At 63.6% G+C, this 19,822-nt stretch carries 22 protein-coding genes; 12 read left to right on the top strand and 10 right to left on the bottom strand.

From position 1 onward, the window contains the following. Positions 1 to 32: 32 nt before the first annotated feature. The 6 genes from argH (at position 33) to NKH57_RS08175 (ending at position 7,396) form a co-directional block, all read left to right on the top strand. Positions 33 to 1,433 (top strand): argininosuccinate lyase, encoded by a 1,401-nt coding sequence (gene argH, locus NKH57_RS08200; protein WP_352943377.1) that lies wholly within the window; start codon positions 33 to 35, stop codon positions 1,431 to 1,433. Positions 1,434 to 1,577: 144 nt separating this feature from the next. Then, positions 1,578 to 1,784: a lipoprotein gene (locus NKH57_RS08195; RefSeq protein ID WP_352727911.1), complete on the top strand. Its 207-nt coding sequence runs from the start codon at positions 1,578 to 1,580 to the stop codon at positions 1,782 to 1,784. Positions 1,785 to 1,851: 67 nt separating this feature from the next. Next, on the top strand, positions 1,852 to 3,120 hold the full coding sequence (gene lysA, locus NKH57_RS08190; protein WP_352943374.1) for a diaminopimelate decarboxylase: 1,269 nt from the start codon (positions 1,852 to 1,854) through the stop codon (positions 3,118 to 3,120). 40 nt (positions 3,121 to 3,160) lie between these two features. Then, positions 3,161 to 4,102, top strand: a complete 942-nt coding sequence (locus tag NKH57_RS08185) for a threonine/serine dehydratase (protein ID WP_352943371.1) — start codon at positions 3,161 to 3,163, stop codon at positions 4,100 to 4,102. Between the two features lie 218 nt (positions 4,103 to 4,320). Then, complete coding sequence (locus tag NKH57_RS08180) at positions 4,321 to 6,912, top strand: TIGR02302 family protein (RefSeq protein WP_352943368.1); 2,592 nt, start codon at positions 4,321 to 4,323, stop codon at positions 6,910 to 6,912. A gap of 112 nt (positions 6,913 to 7,024) precedes the next feature. Beyond that, a complete protein-coding gene (locus NKH57_RS08175; RefSeq protein WP_352943365.1) occupies positions 7,025 to 7,396 on the top strand; it encodes a glyoxalase superfamily protein in 372 nt (123 codons plus the stop codon). Here NKH57_RS08175 and NKH57_RS08170 read toward each other — a convergent pair. Beyond that, positions 7,375 to 8,256, bottom strand: coding sequence for a LysR family transcriptional regulator (locus tag NKH57_RS08170; protein WP_352943362.1), 882 nt, complete (start codon positions 8,254 to 8,256; stop codon positions 7,375 to 7,377). The genes NKH57_RS08175 and NKH57_RS08170 overlap by 22 nt on opposite strands. Before the next feature lie 222 nt (positions 8,257 to 8,478). Between NKH57_RS08170 and NKH57_RS08165 the strand changes: the two genes are divergently transcribed. Beyond that, positions 8,479 to 9,426: a DMT family transporter gene (locus NKH57_RS08165; protein WP_352943486.1), complete on the top strand. Its 948-nt coding sequence runs from the start codon at positions 8,479 to 8,481 to the stop codon at positions 9,424 to 9,426. On the opposite strand, the gene NKH57_RS08160 is transcribed toward NKH57_RS08165, so the two are convergent. The 3 genes from NKH57_RS08160 to NKH57_RS08150 all read right to left on the bottom strand — a co-directional run bounded on the left by NKH57_RS08160 (position 9,427) and on the right by NKH57_RS08150 (position 11,081). Continuing rightward, positions 9,427 to 9,798, bottom strand: coding sequence for a response regulator (locus tag NKH57_RS08160; protein ID WP_023757231.1), 372 nt, complete (start codon positions 9,796 to 9,798; stop codon positions 9,427 to 9,429). Between the two features lie 75 nt (positions 9,799 to 9,873). Further along, entirely contained in the window at positions 9,874 to 10,416 is a 543-nt protein-coding gene (gene hpt / locus NKH57_RS08155; RefSeq protein WP_023757232.1) for a hypoxanthine phosphoribosyltransferase, read from the bottom strand. Positions 10,417 to 10,436: 20 nt separating this feature from the next. Next, complete coding sequence (locus NKH57_RS08150) at positions 10,437 to 11,081, bottom strand: hypothetical protein (protein ID WP_352943359.1); 645 nt, start codon at positions 11,079 to 11,081, stop codon at positions 10,437 to 10,439. A gap of 192 nt (positions 11,082 to 11,273) precedes the next feature. Between NKH57_RS08150 and ftsE the strand changes: the two genes are divergently transcribed. The 3 genes from ftsE to NKH57_RS08135 all read left to right on the top strand — a co-directional run bounded on the left by ftsE (position 11,274) and on the right by NKH57_RS08135 (position 13,733). Next, entirely contained in the window at positions 11,274 to 11,933 is a 660-nt protein-coding gene (ftsE, locus tag NKH57_RS08145) for a cell division ATP-binding protein FtsE (protein WP_023757234.1), read from the top strand. Then, on the top strand, positions 11,926 to 12,921 hold the full coding sequence (locus tag NKH57_RS08140; RefSeq protein ID WP_352943355.1) for a cell division protein FtsX: 996 nt from the start codon (positions 11,926 to 11,928) through the stop codon (positions 12,919 to 12,921). The genes ftsE and NKH57_RS08140 overlap by 8 nt, the downstream gene beginning before the upstream one ends. An 86-nt stretch (positions 12,922 to 13,007) precedes the next feature. Further along, complete coding sequence (locus NKH57_RS08135) at positions 13,008 to 13,733, top strand: YdcF family protein (protein WP_352943353.1); 726 nt, start codon at positions 13,008 to 13,010, stop codon at positions 13,731 to 13,733. A 4-nt stretch (positions 13,734 to 13,737) separates the two neighbouring features. Here the strand turns inward: NKH57_RS08135 and NKH57_RS08130 are convergent, their stop codons facing one another. Genes NKH57_RS08130 through NKH57_RS08120 form a run of 3 tightly spaced genes read right to left on the bottom strand, consistent with a single transcriptional unit; the run spans position 13,738 to position 15,500 of the window. Beyond that, positions 13,738 to 14,397 (bottom strand): pyridoxamine 5'-phosphate oxidase family protein, encoded by a 660-nt coding sequence (locus NKH57_RS08130; protein WP_352943350.1) that lies wholly within the window; start codon positions 14,395 to 14,397, stop codon positions 13,738 to 13,740. 21 nt (positions 14,398 to 14,418) lie between these two features. Then, positions 14,419 to 14,889 (bottom strand): nuclear transport factor 2 family protein, encoded by a 471-nt coding sequence (locus tag NKH57_RS08125; protein WP_352943347.1) that lies wholly within the window; start codon positions 14,887 to 14,889, stop codon positions 14,419 to 14,421. Positions 14,890 to 14,948: 59 nt separating this feature from the next. Next, a complete protein-coding gene (locus tag NKH57_RS08120; protein WP_023757238.1) occupies positions 14,949 to 15,500 on the bottom strand; it encodes a carboxymuconolactone decarboxylase family protein in 552 nt (183 codons plus the stop codon). A 100-nt stretch (positions 15,501 to 15,600) separates the two neighbouring features. Between NKH57_RS08120 and NKH57_RS08115 the strand changes: the two genes are divergently transcribed. Then, on the top strand, positions 15,601 to 16,506 hold the full coding sequence (locus NKH57_RS08115; RefSeq protein WP_352943344.1) for a LysR family transcriptional regulator: 906 nt from the start codon (positions 15,601 to 15,603) through the stop codon (positions 16,504 to 16,506). A gap of 76 nt (positions 16,507 to 16,582) precedes the next feature. Further along, the gene (locus NKH57_RS08110) at positions 16,583 to 17,383 is read left to right on the top strand and encodes a lysophospholipid acyltransferase family protein (protein ID WP_352943341.1); all 801 of its coding nucleotides are present in this window, start codon (positions 16,583 to 16,585) and stop codon (positions 17,381 to 17,383) included. 24 nt (positions 17,384 to 17,407) lie between these two features. On the opposite strand, the gene NKH57_RS08105 is transcribed toward NKH57_RS08110, so the two are convergent. The 3 genes from NKH57_RS08105 to NKH57_RS08095 form a co-directional block, all read right to left on the bottom strand. Continuing rightward, positions 17,408 to 18,034: a LysE family translocator gene (locus NKH57_RS08105; protein WP_352943338.1), complete on the bottom strand. Its 627-nt coding sequence runs from the start codon at positions 18,032 to 18,034 to the stop codon at positions 17,408 to 17,410. A 92-nt stretch (positions 18,035 to 18,126) separates the two neighbouring features. Further along, positions 18,127 to 19,074, bottom strand: coding sequence for an aldo/keto reductase (locus NKH57_RS08100; protein WP_352943335.1), 948 nt, complete (start codon positions 19,072 to 19,074; stop codon positions 18,127 to 18,129). Positions 19,075 to 19,194: 120 nt separating this feature from the next. Next, positions 19,195 to 19,716, bottom strand: coding sequence for a gamma-glutamylcyclotransferase (locus NKH57_RS08095; RefSeq protein WP_023757241.1), 522 nt, complete (start codon positions 19,714 to 19,716; stop codon positions 19,195 to 19,197). Positions 19,717 to 19,822: the final 106 nt, after the last annotated feature.

Raw genomic sequence — 19,822 nt, 5'->3', positions numbered from 1 at the left:
CTCAGAACTGCTCCGAAGCACGGGTTATAGCCATGAGCGACAAGAAGACCAGCAACCAGATGTGGGGCGGACGTTTTGCCTCGGGTCCGGCCGCGATCATGGAAGCGATCAACGCGTCGATCTCCTTCGACCGCAAACTCTATGCGCAGGACATCAAAGGCTCGATCGCCCATAGCGAGATGCTGGCGCAGACGGACATTATTTCAGCGGCCGATCAAGAAAAAATCGCTCTCGGGCTGAACACGATCCTGAAAGAGATCGAGGCCGGGAGCTTCGAGTTCTCGACCCGGCTCGAAGACATCCACATGAACATCGAGGCCCGCCTTGCCGACCTGATCGGCCCGGCCGCCGGCCGGCTGCACACCGCACGCTCGCGCAACGACCAGGTGGCGGTCGACTTGAGACTGTGGGTCAAGGACGAGTGCTTTCGCGTCGCCGAGGCATTGAAGGGGCTGATCAGGGCGCTGCTGGAGCGGGCCGAGGAGCATGCCGCGACGGTGATGCCGGGCTTTACCCATATGCAGGCGGCACAGCCGGTGACCTTCGGCCATCACTGCATGGCCTATGTCGAGATGTTTTCGCGTGACCTGTCGCGCGTGCGCGATGCGATCGAGCGGATGGACGAAAGCCCGCTCGGTGCCGCAGCCCTTGCCGGCACCAGCTTCCCGATCGACCGCCACCGGACCGCCAAGGCGCTCGGCTTCCGCGAGCCGATGCGCAATTCGCTGGACAGCGTCTCGGACCGCGATTTCGCGTTGGAGTTTCTCGGCATGGCGGCGATCTGCGCCACGCATCTGTCGCGGCTGGCCGAGGAGATCATCATCTGGTCGACGCCGCAGTTCGGCTTCGTCAGGCTGTCGGACTCGTTTTCCACCGGCTCCTCGATCATGCCGCAGAAGAAGAACCCCGATGCCGCCGAACTGGTGCGCGGCAAGACCGGCCGCGTCACCGGCCATCTCGTCGGCCTGCTGACGGTGATGAAGGGCATGCCTTTGACCTATGGCAAGGACATGCAGGAAGACAAGGAATCGGTGTTCGATGCCGCCGAGACGCTGGACCTGATGCTGGCCGCGATGACCGGCATGGTTTCGGACATGACGGTCAACGCGGCCGCGATGAAGAAAGCCGCCGGCGCCGGCCATGCGACCGCGACCGACCTCGCCGACTGGCTGGTGCGCACGCTCGGCCTGCCGTTCCGCGAGGCACATCATGTCACCGGCCGGGCGGTAGCGCTGGCCGAAGAGAAGAAGATCGGGCTGGAGAAGCTCTCGCTGGAGGATTTGCAGTCGATCAATCCCGGCATCACGGCGGACATATTTTCGGTGCTGGCGGTGCAGAACTCGGTCAAGAGCCGCACCAGTTTCGGCGGCACCGCGCCGTCGGAGGTGAGGAAACAGATCCGCACCTGGAAAAAACGACTGGCGAAACCGTGATGCCGACTACTGCGACCAGCAATATCTCCGGGCTATTGCGACCAGCAATATCCCTGATATTGCAACCAGCAATATCCCGGGGTGCAATACGCCGAGAACTCGGCTAAAAGCGGCGGCTGGCAAACGTTTCGGACGGATGGATCGATGACCGGAAGCAGGATTTTGGTGACGCTGACGCTTCTGGCGGCGATCGCGGCCGTTTCGGCCTGCGGCAGGAGGGGCGGTCTCGACACGCCCTATGAGGCAGCCGTGCAAGCGCGCAAGGATGCCTCGAAAGCGCACCAGCCTGTACCTCCGGAGCCGGAAAAACCGGCCCAGGACAAGAAGTTCATCCTCGACCCGCTGATCTAGAGCCATGCGATTGGGTTTGGTCCTTCTAAACCCGATCTCATCGCTCCAACTTCCCGGAACCACTCTCGTGAACCATTTCGACTACCGCGACGGCGTGCTCCATGCCGAGGACGTGGCACTCCCTGATATCGCCGCACAGATCGGCACGCCGTTCTACTGCTATTCGACGGCCACGTTGACCAGGCACTACCGGGTGTTTGCGCAGGCCTTTGCTGGGCTCGACGCGCTGGTCTGCTACGCCATGAAGGCCAATTCCAACCAGGCCGTCCTGCGGACGCTGGCCAGGCTCGGCGCTGGTGCCGACGTGGTTTCGGAAGGGGAATTGCGCCGGGCGCTTGCCGCCGGCATCCCGGCAAGCAAGATCCTGTTTTCGGGCGTCGGCAAGACCGCACGCGAAATGGACTTTGCCCTGGCCGCCGGCATCCTCTGCTTCAACGTCGAATCCGAGCCGGAACTCGAACTGCTGTCGGCACGAGCCGCGACGCTGGGCAAGGTGGCGCCGATCTCGCTGCGCATCAATCCCGATGTCGACGCCAGGACCCACAAGAAGATCTCCACCGGCAAGGCCGAGAACAAGTTTGGCATTCCGTGGCAGAAGGCACGTCAGGTCTATGCTCGCGCGGCAACGCTTCCCGGCATCAAGGTGACCGGCATCGACACCCATATCGGCAGCCAGATCACCGAGCTGCAGCCTTTCGACGACGCTTTCGCGCTGCTTGTCGATCTGGTCGGCGCTTTGCGCACTGACGGCCATGCCATCGAGCATATCGATCTCGGCGGCGGCCTCGGCATTCCCTACCGCGTCGACAACAACCCGCCGCCGCTCCCCGATGCCTATGCCCAGATCGTCAGGAAGCATGTCGGCAAGCTTGGGCTGAAGGTGATGTTCGAGCCGGGCCGGCTGATTTCAGGCAATGCCGGCATCCTCGTCTCGGAAGTGATTTTCGTGAAGGAAGGCGACGCCAAGAACTTCCTCGTCGTCGACGCCGCCATGAACGATCTCATCCGGCCGACGCTCTACGATGCTTTCCACGACATCCGTCCGGTCGTTCAGCCGCCTGCCGACGCGCCACGCATGATGGTCGATGTGGTCGGCCCGGTCTGCGAGACCGGCGACTATATCGGCCTCGACCGCGATCTGCCCAGGCTGAAGGCCGGCGACCTGATTTCCGTCTTCACCGCCGGCGCCTATGGCGCGGTGCAGGCCGGTACCTATAACACTCGCCTGCTGGTGCCGGAGGTGCTGGTTGATGGCGACCGCTTCCACGTCGTGCGTCCGCGCCTGACCTATGACGACCTGATCGGGCTGGATTCCGTGCCCGATTGGCTCGCATAGAGGCGCCGGAAACACAGTTACCCCTCACAGGGAGCAGATCATGAGGAACGGCAACACCGTCACACGCGAGCGCATTGGCGCGATGGAACCGCGCATCCGCCCCTATATCAGGCACACACCGGTGCTGCGCGTCGACATGGCCGACTTCGACCGGTCGCCGCTGACGATCGACCTGAAGCTCGAATGCCTGCAGCATTCCGGCTCGTTCAAGGCACGCGGCGCCTTCACCAATCTCCTGGAACGGCCGGTTCCCAAGGCCGGTGTCGTCGCCGCGTCGGGCGGCAACCATGGTGCTGCCGTCGCCTATGCCGCCATGCGGCTTGGCCACAAGGCGACCGTCTTCGTTCCAGAAGTGAGCCCGCCGGCCAAACTGGAGCGGATCCGCTCCTACGGCGCCGATCTGATCGTCGGCGGCGCCCGCTATGCCGAGGCACTGGCCGCCAGCGAACGCTTCGCCGAGGAAACCGGCGCCTTGCAGATACATGCCTTCAACCAGCAGGAGACGCTGATCGGCCAAGGCACGCTCGGGCTGGAAATCGAGAGCGATTTGCCCGACATCGACACGCTGCTGGTCGCTGTCGGCGGCGGCGGCTTGATCGGCGGCATCGCTGCCTGGTTTGCCGGCCGCATCCGCATTGTCGCCGTCGAGCCGGAGGGGGCACCGACACTTTACCGGGCGTTTGAAGCCGGGCACCCCGTCGATGCGCCAGCCGAGGGCATCGCCGCCGATTCGCTGGCGCCAAAGCGTGTCGGCGAGATGATGTTCCCGATCGCCGAGGCCTTTGTCGAACGCTCGATCCTGGTCAGCGACGACGACATCATAGCCGCGCAAAAGGCGCTGTGGAACCGGGTGCGCATTATCTCCGAGCCGGGTGGCGCCGCCGCCTTTGCCGCGATCCTGTCCGGCCGCTATGCGCCGGCGCCGAGCGAACGCGTCGCCGTGCTGGTCTGCGGGGCAAATGCCAACCCCGCAACTTTCTGACTGCAACCGGTGGAACTATAACGGCGGCCTTCACGTTTTTGCAAACTGCCTCGCCTTTGCCGTGTTTGCTGGTATTCTTCGAGTCGTGAGGCTTGGGCTATCCTGCCCGCCCACAGCATGACCACGAAAAGGGAAACCGGTTTTCGGACAGATCATGCTCAAGGAGACAGAGTCCCATCCCGGTTCTTTCGGGATGAAATAGGCTCCAGGAAGGGCCGATGACGCAACGACCCACCTTCAACGGCAACCGCGGCCTGGCCGGGCGCCTCGCCTTGAGCCGGCTGGCGACGCGGGTCTCGATGATGGTCGAGCGTGGCTGGCCGTTGCTGCTTCCGCTCGTCATCGTCGCCAGCCTGTTCCTCAGCGCCTCATGGCTCGGTATCTTCACCCGGCTGCCGGATATGGCGCGCATCGGCCTTGTCGCTGCTTTCGCAATCGCGGCACTGGCCGCGCTCTACCCGCTGCGTTTCTTCCGCATCCCTGGTGCCGCCGAAATCGACCGCCGCATCGAGGCGGCCAATCAATTGCTGCACAGCCCGGTGCTGGTGCAGACCGACCGGCCTAGCGGCAGGGAAAGCAGCTTCTCGCAGGCGCTCTGGCGCGAGCACCAGAAGCGCATGGCCGGAAGGCTCGACAGCCTCGGCGCCGACCTGCCGCGCACGCGCGTGCCGGAACGCGACGCTTGGGGGCTGCGCGCGGTGGCAGCACTTTTGCTCGTTACCGCCTTCGCCTTCTCATTCGGGCCGACGGGCGGCAGGATCAGCGACGGATTCAAAGCCCATGGCGCGCATGATGCCGTGCCGCCGCGCATCGACGCCTGGGTGACGCCACCGGCCTACACCGGCAAGCCGCCGATCTTCCTGACGGCCGACGCCAACCAGGCGACCCCGACCTTCACCATTCCCGAAGGCAGCGATGTTTCGTTGCGCGTGACCGGCGGTTCGGGCGAGGAAACGCTTGCCTACGCCGACAAGAGTGGCAATTCCCGCGCCATCGACCCGGCCGGCCCGCAGGCCGCCGCCACGGCCAAGCCGGCGGCAAGCCCGGCAACACCGTCCAAGATACGCCAGTTCACCGGCAAGCTGACCGGTGACGGCACGTTGACGCTGACATCGGGCGAGGATCAACTCGGCCGCTGGGCCTTCGCGGTCATAGCCGACAAGCCGCCGCAGATCCGCTTCGTCGGCGAGCCGAAGCGCGCCGCCAACGGCGCCTTCGAACTCAACTACCAGATCGACGACGACTATGGCGCCGCCAATGCCAAGGCGGTTTTCGCGCTTGCCGATCCGCAGGCACCGAATGCGCATTCGCTCTTTGGTCCGCCTGAAATGCCGCTGTCGCTGCCGCGCCGCGGCGGCAAGTCGAATGCCGCCAGGACCTCCAAGGACCTGACGGAACATGTCTGGGCCGGCAGCAGCATAAAGGTGACGCTGGTTGCCACCGACGACGCCGGCCACACCGCATCGAGCGAAACCAAGACGCTGCTGATGCCGGAACGGCCATTCGCCAATCCGCTGGCACGGGCCGTGATCGAGCAGCGCCGCCTGCTCGCGCTCGACGCCAATACCAAGCCGCGCGTGCTCGACCTGATGGACGCCATCACGCTGCGGCCGGAAGACACTTTTGACAACATGTCCCACTACCTCGCCATCATGAGCGCCCGCAGCCGGCTGAAGATGGCCGACAGCGACGATCAATTGCGCAACGAGGTCTCCTATCTCTGGGAAATTGCGCTCGGCATCGAGGAAGGCAATCTCTCGGCTGCGGAAAAGCGGCTGCGCCAGGCGCAGCAGGCACTGCAGGACGCCATCAAGAATGGCGCCAGCGACGCTGAAATCGAAAAGGCGATGAAGGAACTGCGCGAGGCGATGAACCAGTTCCTGCAGGAATTCGCGGAGCGCGCCAAGCAGAATCCCAACGCCCCGCAAATGCAGCAGAACGGGCAGGAACTGCGCCAGAGCGATATCGACCGCATGATGGACCAGATCGAGAATCTGGCGAAGTCGGGCGACCGCGACAAGGCGCAGGAATTGCTGTCGCAACTTCAGGACATGATGAACAATCTGCAGGCCGGCCGGCAGCAGCAAGGCGGCCAGCAGGACAGCGAGATGCGCCAGCAGATGGACAAGCTCGGCGATATCCTGCGCCGCCAGCAGGAGATGATGAACGATACCTTCCGCATGGACCAGATGCAGCGCGGCGAACGCCAGCGCGGACAGAACCGCGACGAACAACTCGGCCAGGACGAGCAACAAGGTCAATCCGGCGAAAACGGCAAGCCGAACGAGGGCGGCCAGCCGAAGCCGATGACACCGCAGGAATTCGCCGATGCGCTGAAGCAGTTGCAGCAAGGTCAGGGCCAGCTGAAAAGCGACCTCGAGCAGCTGAAGAAGGGCCTTGAAGGCATGGGCATGCAGCCCAACGAAGGCTTTGGCGAGGCCGGCAAGTCGATGGGCAATGCCGAACAGGCGCTCGGCGAGGGCGAAGGCGATGCGGCCGTCGGCCATCAGGGCCGGGCGCTGGAAGCGCTGCGCAGGGGCGCCAAGGACATGATGAAGCAGATGCAGGCCATGCAAGGCGACCAGGGCGGCAGCGAGAAAGGCGGTCGCCAGCAGAACGCCGATCGTGATCCGCTCGGCCGGCCGCGCGCCAGCCAGGGTCCGGACTTCGGCGATTCGGTGAAGGTGCCGGACGAGATCGACGTGCAGCGTGCCCGTCAGATTCTGGAAGCGATCCGCAAGCGGCTCGGCAACGCGCTCAGCCCCGACATCGAACGCAGTTATCTGGAGCGGCTGCTTGAGTTGAAATAGAGCAATTCCAAGAAAGGTGTGAAGCGGTTTTCCGTGCGGAATTGCAACAAGACATAGGGATTGCCGCCCCGCCTCCACCCCACTCGAAACCCCTCTCCAACGGTTGCCCCCCATGCCCAGACTTGGCGCCGTAACCCCCATCCTGCGCATCTTCGATATTGCAAAGGCGCGTGAATTCTATGTCGACTTCCTCGGCTTCGAGGTGCAGTGGGAACATCGCTTCGAAGACGACGCACCGCTCTACATGGCGGTAGGCCGCGACGGCTGCGTCCTGCATCTCAGCGAACATCACGGCGACGGTGCACCCGGCATTGCCGTGCGCATCAAGGTCGAGGACATCGCCGCACTGCATCGCGAACTGATCGGCAAAAAATACCGCTTCGCCAGGCCGGGCCTGGAAGAGACGCCATGGAAGACCCGTGAGGTATCGGTCGCCGACCCGTTCGGCAACCGCCTGCATTTCTACGAGGATGCCGCAGGTTGATCCTGCCTGTTGACGAACGCTTCGCGGATTGCCTCCTGCATGCCGTCGATCGCCTCACCTGAGGCATTGGGGTTGCGGTGCATCACCACATTCGAGGAATCGATGTCGCCGAACCCGTCCGCGGCCGTCAGTTCGCGACAGCCGCCTGGGATGTTGCTGCGCGAAATCGGCGCGATCGCCAGTCCGGACGTGACGGCGAGCTTGAGGCCGCCAGTGGTGTCGCTGGTATAGGCGACACGATAGGCAAGATTGCGCTGCTCCAGTGACTTGATGGCGAAGTCCTTGCACCAGCCGGCCCGGTTGTAGAGCGCGATCGGCACCGGCTGCTCCTCATGCATATGGTGCAGGGTCGATGTCACCCACACGGTCGGATCGTGCATCAGCACTTCGCCGCCGGCAGGATCCTGCCATTCGAACACCACACACAAATCGAGTTCTCCGGCGGCGAGCGCCGCTATCTGTGCCCCTGAATGCGCATAGCGCACCGTGACCTCGACCTGCGTGTGACGCTTCGAAAAGGCACCGAGCGCGCGCGACAGGATAGCGTGGCCATACTCCTCCGGAATGCCGATGCGCACCGGCCCGCCAAGCGGCGCCGCCGCCATCGACGCCGCCGTCTCATCGAGCAGCGAGACGATGCGGCGGGCATTGACGATGAGTTCGCCGCCGCGCCGCGTCAGCGCGACGCCGCGCGAACCGCGTTCGAACAGGCTGTCACCGATCAGCTCTTCGAGCTTCTTCATCTGCATCGAGACCGCCGACTGGGTGCGGCCGGCCTGCTCCGCCGCTTTGGTGAAATTGCCGGTTTCGGCAATGGCCACGAAGGTGCGCAGGAGGTCGCTGTCGAGCGTCGGTCGCATGAAATCCGCCATAAGGAAATTTGATTGCTGGTATCATTCCAATTCGTTTGCAACATGTCAAACCCAGGATGATAGTGGCCTCACCCATTGGATATGCGGCTGCGAAATCAGCCGCGGACCAATCAAGAGTCCTCACTCGTGCCCGCTGCCCGAAACGGTGGCGGGTTCTTTTTACCCCGCAAGCGACAGCTTCGGATCGTATACGCAGGAGCTTGGATGCAGATGCAGAATCGGATGGTGCGCGGCACCCTGAGCCTGTGCCTGGGCGTGCTGGTCTTCTCGCTGCAGGACCCGCTCGTCAAAGCCGTATCGAGCGGCTATCCGGTGACCGAAGTGATGGCGATCCGCTCGATCGTCGCTCTGCCGATCCTGATTGTTCTGGTCCATGCCGATGTCGGCCTGCGGGCGATCCTGTCGAAGCGATTCGGCATGCTGACCATGCGCGCCTTCATCCAGTTCACCTCCTATACGGTCTACTATCTGGCAATCGCCGCTCTGCCGCTGGCCGATGCGGTGGCGCTCTATTTCATGGCGCCGCTGTTCATCATGGCGCTGGCCGGGCCGTATCTCGGCGAGCGCGTCTCGTGGCAGACGCTGGCGACCGTGTTGATCGGGTTGCTTGGCGTGCTCGTGATGCTGCGCCCCGGCACCGGACTGTTCGACATGGCAGCACTCCTGTCGCTGGGCTCGGCGGCGCTCTATGGCTTATCGCAACTCATGGCCCGCAAGATCGGCGACACCGAATCGTCGACCGTCATGGCCTTCTATCAGAACGGCGCCTATCTGGTTGGCGCCGCTGTCGTTGCCGGCGTGTTCCACCTTGCCGGCATCACCCATGCCGTCCACCCCAGCGTGGAATTCCTGGTGCGGCCCTGGCTGTGGCCGACGCTGCCGGATTTTCTCAAGATGGCGGCCTGCGGTATCGTCGCCTCCGCCGGCATGATCCTGCTGTCGCAGGCCTATCGGATGGCGCCGGCCAACCGCGTTGCCACCTTCGAATATACCGGCATCCTGTGGTCGCCGCTGTGGGGTTTCCTGTTCTTCGCCGAGGTCCCGCGGTCGACGACCGTCATTGGCGCAGCCCTCATCATCGGCGCCGGCCTGCTGGCCCTCAACACCGAACGGCGCAAGAGCGCTCCACCCGTGCTCACTGCTGCCGATCCAGCCTGATCAGGCGAAGCAGATCAGTGCCCGTTCGACCCGCGAGCGGATTTCGGCCAGCGTAAAGGGCTTCTGCACGACATCGAGGATAACGCCGTCCAACTCCTCGGCGCGCTCGCGTTGGTCGGCATAGCCAGTCATCAGCATGATCTTCATTGACGGAAAAAGGGCCGACGCCGCAATCGCCATCTCGATGCCGTCCATCTCCGGCATGCGGATGTCGGAGACGACGAGATCGTAGCCGCCTTTTGCGGCCTGGATCAGTGAAAGCCCTTGCGCGCCGTCCGCCGCGACCTCGATCGCATGCCCTGCGCGTTCAAGCGCGCGGGCGGCCAGGGTGCGGACGGACTCATCGTCCTCAACGATCAGAAGCTTTGCCATGGCCGGCATATTTGGCCGCGAAAAGTTGACTTTTCCTGAAAGCGGCCACGGTCGGCGGATCTTTTTGGAAGTCGCTCAGACATCGCCTTTCACGACGCCGACAAAAGGCAGTTCGCGAAAAGCGTGCGCGACATCCATACCGTAGCCGACGACGAAATAGTCGGGACAGTCGAAGCCGACATAGTCAGCGTTGAGTGCGGTCTGTCGACGCATGCGCTTGTCGAGCAGCACGGCGATGGAACAACTTTTTGCGCCCCTCGACAGCATCAGGTCGCGGGTGAAGCTTAGCGTCTTGCCCGATTCGAGAATGTCGTCGATCAACAGCACGTCGCGGCCGGTGACCTCGTTGTCGATGTCGCGCAGCACCCTCACCTCGCCGCTGGTGGTGCCCGCGCCGTAGCTGGAGATGAAGATGAACTCGACCTCCGGCGACAAGCCGACATCGTGCATGGCACGGATGAGATCGGCGGCGAAGATGAACGAGCCCTTCAGCACCGAGATCACCAGCAGATCGTGATAGTCGTGGCCGGCGATCTCCTTGGCGAGTTCGAGGTTGCGCCGGGCGATCGCCGATGCTGAAAACAGGACTTCGATGTCCTTGCCGCGTACGATTGGCATTGGTGTTCCTCGGTAGTCGCCTATTGAGCGAAAGTGACTAAGACGGCTCTTACGCCGTACTTAGGCACGTCGAGCCGGCTGGCAAAGCCGAATCTTTCGCCCGACGCCAGCGAGCGGCCGGATGTCCCCAACGTATAGCGGGTTGTGCGCCCGTCATTGCTCGTCACCCGAATTTCGAGCGGCGGCAGTTGCACCGGTTTCGCGCCATCATTGACGGCCTCGCCATCGACGAACAGCGCTGGGTTCGGGCCCGACGCGTCGACGCGTGAGGTGACGCCTGAAATGCTGAGCGCCGAGGGCTGCGCGCTGGACAGGAACGACGCCTGGCGCACCAGCGCATGCCCGCCGGAGACCCAGAAAGCGGCCAACGCGGCGCCAACGCCGGCGATCCAGAAGATCGGTCCGCCGCGCGAGGCCGGCGGCCGTTCCGCCGAGGCCTCGGGCTTGCGCAGCATGTCCATGCCCTCGATGGCCGGTGTGACGATCGCACGCGGCAGCAGCGAAACGCTTTCCACGGCGGGGACAAGACGCGGCATCACCACATAATCGGCATCGACGACGTCGGCAGCGGGACCACGCATGAACCGGTCCTTAGCGGCAATTGCCGCCGGATCGGTCATGATTTCGCCGGAAACCGGGCGCGCGGTTCGATCGTCAGCCATCATGGCCCCAGCATTGCAGCACGTGTTCGCTTTTCGTTTCTTTTGCGTAAACACAAATGGTTAACGCTTCCCCACCGGAGCCCTCGTGACGAGCCGAAAGAGCCCAGGAATTAACCGCCGGTTAACCATGCCGGCCGATGGTCTTTACCCAGAACAGGCCGGCTCGCCGCCGTGCCGAATTTCAGGTTGCCGAAATTGATTCGCTTCGAAAATGTCGGCCTCCGTTATGGCATGGGTCCGGAAATCCTCCGCGACATCTCCCTGCACATTCCGGAGCGCTCCTTCCAGTTCCTGAGTGGGCCTTCGGGCGCCGGCAAGACGACGTTGCTGCGCCTGCTGTTCATGTCGCTGAAGCCGACGCGCGGGCTGATCACCATCTTCGGCAAGGACCGGTCACGTATCTCGCGCTCCGAACTGCCGCATCTGCGGCGGCGCATCGGCGTCGTGTTCCAGGACTTTCGCCTGCTCGACCACATGACTACCTACGAGAACGTCGCGCTGCCGCTGCGCGTGCGCGGGCGCGAGGAAGCAAGCTACCGCACCGATGTCACCGAGCTGTTGAAGTGGGTTGGGCTGGGCGAACGTATGCACGTGCTGCCGCCGGTTCTGTCCGGCGGCGAGAAGCAGCGCGCCGCGATCGCGCGAGCACTGATCGAGCAGCCGGAGATCCTGCTGGCCGACGAACCGACCGGCAATGTCGATCCGCCGCTGGCGCGACGCCTGCTGCGGCTGTTCATCGAGCTCAATCGTCTCGGCACCGCCGTGGTGATCGCTACCCACGATCTCGGCTTGATGGAACAGGTCGACGCGCGTCGCATGATCCTGGCCGGCGGAAGGCTGGACATCTATGACTGAACTGTCCGCCGAACATCTTGTGGAACGAGACCAGGACGCCGAGGCGGCAAAGGCAGGGGCCCGCGCCCAGCGCAGGATGGCACCGATCGTGCCGGCGCAGAACATCGCCGGCCGGGCGCTGGTGCTGGTCATCGCCATCATGACATTCCTGTCCTGCCTGACCTTCGGCGCGGTAACGCTTGTGCGCGACACCGCGTCCGTCTGGGAGAACCAGATTTCGCGCGAGGCGACGATCCAGATCAAGCCGGTCGACGGCCTCGACATGGAGGCAGCCCTTGCCCGGGCCTCACAGATCGCCGGCGAGTTTCCCGGCGTCAAGGCAACCCGGATCATCGATCGCGAGGCGACCGCTAGGCTGTTGGAACCGTGGCTGGGTTCAGGCCTCAACATCGACGAATTGCCGGTGCCGCGCCTGATCATCGTCACCATCGACGAAAGCAGCCCACCCGATTTCGCCGCGATGCGCGCCGCGATCACGCCGAAACTGCCGAGTGCCTCGCTCGACGATCACCGCACTTGGGTCGACCGGCTGGTTGCCATGGCCCGCACCACGGTGACCATCGGCATCGCCGTGCTGGCGTTGATGCTGTCGGCGACGGTGCTGACCGTGGTGTTCGCAACACGCGGCGCCATGGCCGGCAATGGCCACATCATCGAGGTGCTGCATTTCGTCGGTGCCGAGGCACGCTTCATCGCACGCGAATTCCGCCGGCATTTCCTGGTCACCGGCATGAAGGGAGCGGCGGCCGGCGGTGCCGCGGCGGTACTCGTCTTCATCGTCTTTTCCTGGTGGCCGTCGCGCAACATGGCAACGCCGCAGGCCGACCAGGCAACCGCCCTGTTCGGCAATTTCGCTATCGGCTCGGCTGGGTATCTCGGTGTCGTCTTGATGGTGCTGGTGATCGGCGGGCTGACGGCGGCAACCTCGCACGCCACCGTAGTCGCCTATCTCAGCGACATCGATGTTCGCCAACCGGATGCCAGCTGACGAGGCAAGATGATCACGGATGGAGAATTCGCGTAACGCAAAGTGCGTCTTTTACCTACCCAAGTCCGCATTTCAGGATTAACCATATGGCGATGGACGCGCGGGATACGACCGGTACGGCTGGACAGATGCCAGTGGTGGTTGCCCGTTCGCATGACCGCCGCACGATGAGCCGTCTAAGGGCTGCGTTGCGTATATCCGCTCTCTCCTTGCTCGTCCTCGTGACATTGTTTGCCGGCGGCTTCGGCTGGTTCGCGAACAAGGTCAGCCACCTGACGACGCCTGCCAATCCAGCCAAGGCTGATGCAATCATCGTCCTGACCGGCGGCCAATCCCGCCTCGATGCGGCCATGGACCTGCTGGCGTCAGGCAAGGGCGAGCGGCTGCTGATCAGCGGTGTGCATCCTTCCGCCAGCCGTCGCCAGTTGCAGGCGGCGACCGGTGGCGACGTCAGGCTGTTCTCCTGCTGCGTCGACATCGACCGTGCCGCGCTCGATACGATCGGCAATGCCGAGGAAAGCGCCAAATGGGTCGAGAGCCATGCCTATGGCACAGTGATCCTCGTCACCAACAATTATCATATGCCGCGCAGTCTGCTGGAAATGGGCCGGCTGCTGCATGGCGCCAAGCTTGAGCCCTATCCGGTGGTCAATTCCAACCTCGACAATGGCGGCTGGCTGACCAAGCCGCGGGCGTTGCGCGTGCTGTTCACCGAGTACAGCAAATATTTGCTGGCGCTGGCGCGTGGCATCGTCCCGGTCAAGCCGACGCCCAACGGCATCGCGCTGGCCGAAACCGCAGCCGGCGGCTGAACCATTATTCCCCGGCGGCCGCGCCTGCCCTGGCGGCCCTGGCAGCCGCGCCCGACACCTCCTTGAGCCGTGCGACCTCCTGTTCAAGACGCTCGATGCGCCTGTCCCGTTCACCGAGTGCCGCTGCCACGTCGGCCGCCTCGAAACGCTGCGGGATATGCTGCGGGCAATTGGCATCCCAGGCCGTGATCGTGAACAGGATGACCTGCTCGGGACGTGCCTTGTAATCTTGCGGCATCAGTTTCGCCAGCAGTTCGGCATCGTTCTCGACAACGCGCGCCGTGCCCCAGAGCTTGATGCGTTGCCGATGCATATAGTCGACCAGGAACAGGAAGGCCTGCGGATTGTCGGCCAGATTGCCCTGCGTGATGAACTGCCGGTTGCCGGCAAAATCCGCAAAGCCGATCGTGTGTTCATCCAGCACCTTGAGGAAGCCGGCCGGCCCGCCGCGGTGCTGGATGTAGGGCTGGCCATCGCCATTGGCCGTCGCCAGGAAGACGCTGGTCTGCATCTCGATGAAGGCGGCAAGGTCGGGGGTGATGGCAGCTTGCCAGCCGCCACGCTGCTCGACGCGGGCATAGGATTGGCGTGAGCCCTTGCGGGCCTGGATCGCCTTGATCGTCGGCGTGAAGGCGACGTCGCTGGTGAAAGCATGCGCGTTCATCGAAAGCCTCCTGGAATTGCTCTAAAGCCCGAGTTCCGACAGTGTTGCGTGGTCATCCGGCCGCCGACCGAGCGGCCAGTGATATTTGCGGTCAGCCTCGCCGATCGGCAGGTCGTTGATGCTGGCGATGCGCAGGCCCATCAGCCCGTGTTCGTCGAATTCCCAGTTCTCGTTGCCGTAGCTGCGGAACCATGAACCGCTGTCGTCATGCCACTCATAGGCGAAGCGCACCGCGATCCGGTTGGCGTGGAAGGCCCAGACCTCCTTGATCAGCCTATAGTCAAGCTCGCGGCTCCATTTGCGCGTCAGGAACGCCTGGATGGCATCGCGCCCTTGCAGGAATTCGGTCCGGTTACGCCAGCGACTGTCCATTGTGTAGGCGAGCGCGACCCGTGCCGGATCGCGCGAGTTCCAGGCGTCCTCGGCCGTGCGCGCCTTCTGTGCGGCGGTCTCGGCTGTGAACGGTGGAAGCGGTGGTCGGCTCTCAGACATGACATTCCTCTGCGGCGTGCGTGGCGGAGACCGGCGGACACCGCCTGGCCTTTCCGGAGTCAGGCAGCATCGCGGGCAGAAACAACCGGAAAATCGATCTCGGTCCGGGCAACCTCATTGATATAGTTGGTCCAGACGTTCAGGGCGACGTGCTGGACGATCTCAATGATCTCACCATCGTCATAGCCTGCCAGCCTGACGGCTGCGAGGTCCTCGTCGCCGACATGGCCGCGGCTGTGGGCGACCTTGGCGGCGAAACGGACAGCCGCGCCCGCCTTGGGATCGGTGGAACCGCCGTGGCGGTTGGCAATCATTTCGGCGTCGTCGAGCCTTGCGAGGTTCTTGCCGAGGTAGGTGTGGGCGGAAAGACAGTAGCTGCAACCATTGACCTCGGCGACCGCGAGCGCGATACGTTCGCGCGTTGGCGCCGGCAGGCGGCCCCTGGCAAGCGCCCCCGACATGCCGAGGTAGCCTTCCAGCGCGGCCGGGCTGTTTGCAACCATCCTAAACAGGTTCGGCACGACACCGAGCTGCTTCTCGACAGCGTGCAGCATGGGTTGCGCGGCTGTTGGAGCGGCGGCAATGGATGACAGGGTAACGATGCGGGGCATGACGATTTCCTTTTGAGGTGCCCGTCTTATATGCATCCTTTCACATTGCAGATGTAGATGCCATAATTGCAATCTATCCTTCCAATTTCTGGAATAAACAATGGACCGCCTCGAAGCCATGTCCCTTTTCGTTGCCACGGTCGAGGCTGGCAGTTTGTCCGCTGCCGCGCGCCGTTCGGGCGTGCCACTTGCCACGGTCAGCCGCAAGGTCTCCGACCTAGAGCGTCATCTTCAGACACGCCTGCTGAACCGGTCGACGCGGCGGCTGACGCTGACCTATGCGGGCGACGCCTACCTCGCCGCATGCCGCCGCATTCTCGACGAGGTCGGCGAGGCCGAGCGGGTCGCCGGCGGCGAGTACAGCGCCCCGACGGGCGAATTGATCATCACCGCGCCGATCGTCTTCGGCCGCCTTCACGTGCTGCCAGTCGTCACCGCGTTTCTCGCCGCCTACCCGCAAGTGGACATTCGCCTGACGCTCGGCGACGCGATAAGCCATTTGGCCGAGGAGCATATCGATCTCGCAATCCGCATTGGCCGGCTGCCGGACTCGCGCATGGTTGCCACAGGGCTTGGCTCCATCCGTCGTGTTGTCTGCGCAAGCCCCGCCTATTTGTCTGAACGCGGCACGCCGAAAACCCCCAGAGATATTGAGACGCACAGCTGCATTACCTTTGAGGGTCTCAGTTCCCTCGCCACCTGGACCTTTTCGGTGGAGAAGACCGACCTTCCAATCCAGGTTCGCTCAAGGCTCCGCGTCAACACCGCTGAGGCCGCGATCGACGCTGCGATTGCCGGCATCGGGATAACACGGGTACTTTCCTACCAGATCGTAGCCGCTGTGCGGTCAGGAGCCCTCAGAGCGGTTCTCCAGGACTTCGAACCGCAGCCGTGGCCGGTAAATCTCGTACACGCCGGCCAGGGTCGGCTGCCGGTGAAACTGCGCGCCTTCCTCGACTTCGCCGCTCCTCGCCTGCGGGAACGCCTGGCGCAGGCGGCGTGGTGAATGAGCCGCATCGCCTTGTTTCCTTTTTCCCCGCGCTTGGTGTAACCAACGCTCACCTCCTCACCGGGCCTCCCCCATGCTCTATGCCAGATCACTGACGTTCAATTTCGTCTTCTACGTCAACCTGATCGTCCAGATGATCCTCTGGACCCCCTATTATTTCCTGTCGCCCCGTCACCGCGCCTGGTTCGTGCCGAAATTCTGGTCGCGCACCTCGATGTGGCTCTTCGACAGGATCGCTGGAACGAAGAGCGACATCACCGGCCAGGAAAACCTGCCAGCAGGCTCGTTCATCCTGGCACCCAAGCACCAGTCGTTCTGGGACACGATCGCCTTCTTTCCCTTCCTCCAGGACCCGCTCTACATCTTGAAACGAGAGCTGACCTGGATCCCGTTCTTCGGCTGGTACATCATGAAGATGCGCATGATCCCGGTTAACCGCGGCAGCCGCTCGAAGGCGCTAAAGGCCGTGGTCGCCGCGACCAAGGAGGAGATGGCGCGCAACCCCCGCCAGCTCATTATCTATCCCGAGGGCACGCGCCGGGCGCCGGGCGACGAGCCGGCCTACAAATACGGCATCGTCGAAATCTACGCGCAGCTTGGTGTTCCGGTGGTGCCGGTTGCCCATGTCGCCGGCCTTTATTGGCCGCGCCGGAAATTCCTGCGCTACCCCGGCACGATCAGGGCACGCTTCCTGCCACCGATTCCACCGGGACTGAGCAAGGACGAATTCATGGCCCGGCTGATCGGGGAGACCGAGGCCGCCTGCGACCAGTTCCTGATCGAGGCGGCGCGCGGCCCGAACCCACCTGCCTTGCCACCGACAGCGGTGAAAAGGCTGCAAGAGCTGGATCACGCCGCAAAAACCAAAGCCTGAGCCGAAGTCTCCGGCCTGCAGTTCTCAGCCGAATACGGCCAGCGCAGTGGTCAACACCAGCGTCGCGGCAAAGACCAGATTGATAATCCGCGATGCCGCCGGCTGGCGCAGGAAGCGCGCGAACGCTGCTCCCGCGACGAGCCACACGGCATGGATGGCGACGATCATCAGGGCGAGAACCGTCAGCCTCAGCCATGGACCGAGCTCAGCGACGCCCTGTTTCGACGAAGCCCAGGCGAACACGGCGGCGATCGCCACATAGGCCTTTGGATTGGCGACCGCGAGAAGGAACCCAGCCAGCCATGTTGGACGCGAAGCCTCGGCGGCGCGTGCCGCCAAGGGGGGTGCCGTGGCAATCTTGAAGGCTAGATAGAGAATGTAGGCCGACGACCCGACAGCCAGCAACGGCGCCACCTCCGGCATCGACGTGAGCACCGACATGACCCCGGCCGCGACAACCAAAAGCACGGCGATCGTGCCCAGGATGATCCCCCAGGCATAGCGCAGCGAGTGGCGCAGGCCGAAGGCGGCCCCGACGGCGGTGACGCTTATCGTTGCCGGCCCTGGGCTGCCCATGACGATCGTGGCGGCAAGCACCAGCGCGACCAGCTGACGCCAAAGGTCCAGCTGCGAAAGAAGCGGCTCCGTCATCTGCACCTCTGCCTTGCCCCCGTGCAAAGAAGGCTATGGCAAGACAACAGGGTCGTCTTGGACGTTCGTGCGAGGAGCGGTCGCCGAAAGCTTCAGCCGCTCGCCTTGTCGAGTTCGGCCATATCGTCGGCGCTCAATTTCAGCGACGCCGCCTTGATCAAGCTGTCCATCTGGTCGGGCTTGGTGGCGCTGGCGATCGGCGCGGTCACACCGGGCCGCGCGATCACCCAGGCAAGCGCGACTTCCGCTTGCTTGGCCGAATGCCTGGCCGAGACCGCATCCAGTGCCGCAAGGATGCGATATCCGCGCGCGTTGAGATAGTCCTTCACACCGCCGCCACGCGGGCTCTGACCAAGATCGGCCTCGCTGCGGTATTTGCCGCTGAGAAAACCCTTGGCAAGGCTGAAATAGGTGATGACGCCGATGTCCTCGGCCACGCAGAGATCACGCAGTGGGCCGTCGAAGGACGAGCGGTCGTAGAGATTGTATTCCGGCTGCAGCACTTCGTAACGCGGCAGGCCGCGCAGGCTCGCCACATCGAGTGCGGCGCGCAACTGGGCGGCGTCGAGGTTCGAGCAGCCGGCATAGCGGATCTTGCCCTTGGCGAGCAGCTTCTCATAGGCGCCAAGGGTTTCCTCGTAGGGCGTCGTCGGATCCGGCCAGTGCGACAGATAGAGATCGATGGTGTCGGTCTGCAGCCGCTTCAGCGATGCGTCGACGGCCTTTTCGATGTATGCGGCGGACAGGTCCTTATGGCCCTGTCCCATATCCGAACCGACCTTGGTGACCACGATGACCTTGTCACGATTGCCGCGGTCCTTCATCCACTTGCCGATAATGGTTTCCGACTCTCCGCCCTTGTGGCCGGGCACCCAGCGCGAATAAGCATCCGCCGTATCGACGGCGTTGAGGCCGGCGCCGATGAAGCGGTCGAGCAGGTCGAACGAGGTTTTCTCGTCGGCGGTCCAGCCGAAGACATTGCCGCCCAGAACCAGCGGTGCGATGGAAAGATCGGTACGACCGAGACGGCGTTTCTGCAAGGCGTATCTCCGGAATGATTGGGCGGGCGAATGCTGCCCGCGGGCTGAGGTTCGGAGCCTAAGCTAGGTCTTGGCCGATCGAGGTCAAAGGCCTGGCCGCCTTTTTCAGCAGAGCCAGCTTCACAAAGGCGCGACCCGCCTGGCGACTTCCTCCAGCCAATGGTCGCGAATGCCTAGCGCCTCGAGATGCTCCAGTGTGCTGAGCACATAATCCTCGTTGACGCCGGACTGGCCGACCGCGCCACGCACCATGGCCGCCGCCTCCGCCGCGTCGAGCGCGCCGGCATACTGCACGTGCTGGCGGTCGACGATATAGGCCACCGCCTCGACAGTCCGGCCCCCGTCGAGACGAATCTTGAGCAAGCGCTCGAGATAGACATTGGTGACCAGCTCGCGGTCGCGCAGATAGGTGATGACCTCGTCGCGCAAGTCGCCGGGAACACGGAACGCCAGGCCGACGCAGGAGCCGCCACGGTCGAGGCCGAGCACCAGCCCCGGCCGTTCACGCGTGCCGCGATGCACGAAGGAATAGACGCAGAGCGACCGGCGATACCCATGCAGGCGCGCGCGCTGTGTCTCGACATGGGCGAAACCCGGCCGCCAGATCAACGAACCATAGCCAAACACCCAAAAATCGCCCATATCGCCGCGCCTGATTGCAAAGAATGCCAACACCGTACCGGGACCGGAGTTCTTTTAGCCTGTCCCGTCTACCTATTCGTCTCTGTCTACCTATTGTCGGCGGGAT

Origin of the sequence: Mesorhizobium sp. M1050 (assembly GCF_040318715.1) — a bacterium.
Taxonomy (GTDB): domain Bacteria; phylum Pseudomonadota; class Alphaproteobacteria; order Rhizobiales; family Rhizobiaceae; genus Mesorhizobium.
This window is presented reverse-complemented; position numbering and strand designations above follow the sequence as displayed.

Coding starts and splice junctions, on each gene's coding strand:
- argH (WP_352943377.1), top strand. CDS start 33: ATGAGCGACAAGAAGACCAGCAACCAGATGTGGGGCGGACGTTTTGCC.
- NKH57_RS08195 (WP_352727911.1), top strand. CDS start 1,578: ATGACCGGAAGCAGGATTTTGGTGACGCTGACGCTTCTGGCGGCGATC.
- NKH57_RS08185 (WP_352943371.1), top strand. CDS start 3,161: ATGAGGAACGGCAACACCGTCACACGCGAGCGCATTGGCGCGATGGAA.
- NKH57_RS08180 (WP_352943368.1), top strand. CDS start 4,321: ATGACGCAACGACCCACCTTCAACGGCAACCGCGGCCTGGCCGGGCGC.
- NKH57_RS08175 (WP_352943365.1), top strand. CDS start 7,025: ATGCCCAGACTTGGCGCCGTAACCCCCATCCTGCGCATCTTCGATATT.
- NKH57_RS08170 (WP_352943362.1), bottom strand. CDS start 8,256: ATGCGACCGACGCTCGACAGCGACCTCCTGCGCACCTTCGTGGCCATT.
- NKH57_RS08165 (WP_352943486.1), top strand. CDS start 8,479: ATGCAGAATCGGATGGTGCGCGGCACCCTGAGCCTGTGCCTGGGCGTG.
- NKH57_RS08160 (WP_023757231.1), bottom strand. CDS start 9,798: ATGGCAAAGCTTCTGATCGTTGAGGACGATGAGTCCGTCCGCACCCTG.
- hpt (WP_023757232.1), bottom strand. CDS start 10,416: ATGCCAATCGTACGCGGCAAGGACATCGAAGTCCTGTTTTCAGCATCG.
- NKH57_RS08150 (WP_352943359.1), bottom strand. CDS start 11,081: ATGATGGCTGACGATCGAACCGCGCGCCCGGTTTCCGGCGAAATCATG.
- NKH57_RS08140 (WP_352943355.1), top strand. CDS start 11,926: ATGACTGAACTGTCCGCCGAACATCTTGTGGAACGAGACCAGGACGCC.
- NKH57_RS08135 (WP_352943353.1), top strand. CDS start 13,008: ATGGCGATGGACGCGCGGGATACGACCGGTACGGCTGGACAGATGCCA.
- NKH57_RS08130 (WP_352943350.1), bottom strand. CDS start 14,397: ATGAACGCGCATGCTTTCACCAGCGACGTCGCCTTCACGCCGACGATC.
- NKH57_RS08125 (WP_352943347.1), bottom strand. CDS start 14,889: ATGTCTGAGAGCCGACCACCGCTTCCACCGTTCACAGCCGAGACCGCC.
- NKH57_RS08120 (WP_023757238.1), bottom strand. CDS start 15,500: ATGCCCCGCATCGTTACCCTGTCATCCATTGCCGCCGCTCCAACAGCC.
- NKH57_RS08115 (WP_352943344.1), top strand. CDS start 15,601: ATGGACCGCCTCGAAGCCATGTCCCTTTTCGTTGCCACGGTCGAGGCT.
- NKH57_RS08110 (WP_352943341.1), top strand. CDS start 16,583: ATGCTCTATGCCAGATCACTGACGTTCAATTTCGTCTTCTACGTCAAC.
- NKH57_RS08105 (WP_352943338.1), bottom strand. CDS start 18,034: ATGACGGAGCCGCTTCTTTCGCAGCTGGACCTTTGGCGTCAGCTGGTC.
- NKH57_RS08095 (WP_023757241.1), bottom strand. CDS start 19,716: ATGGGCGATTTTTGGGTGTTTGGCTATGGTTCGTTGATCTGGCGGCCG.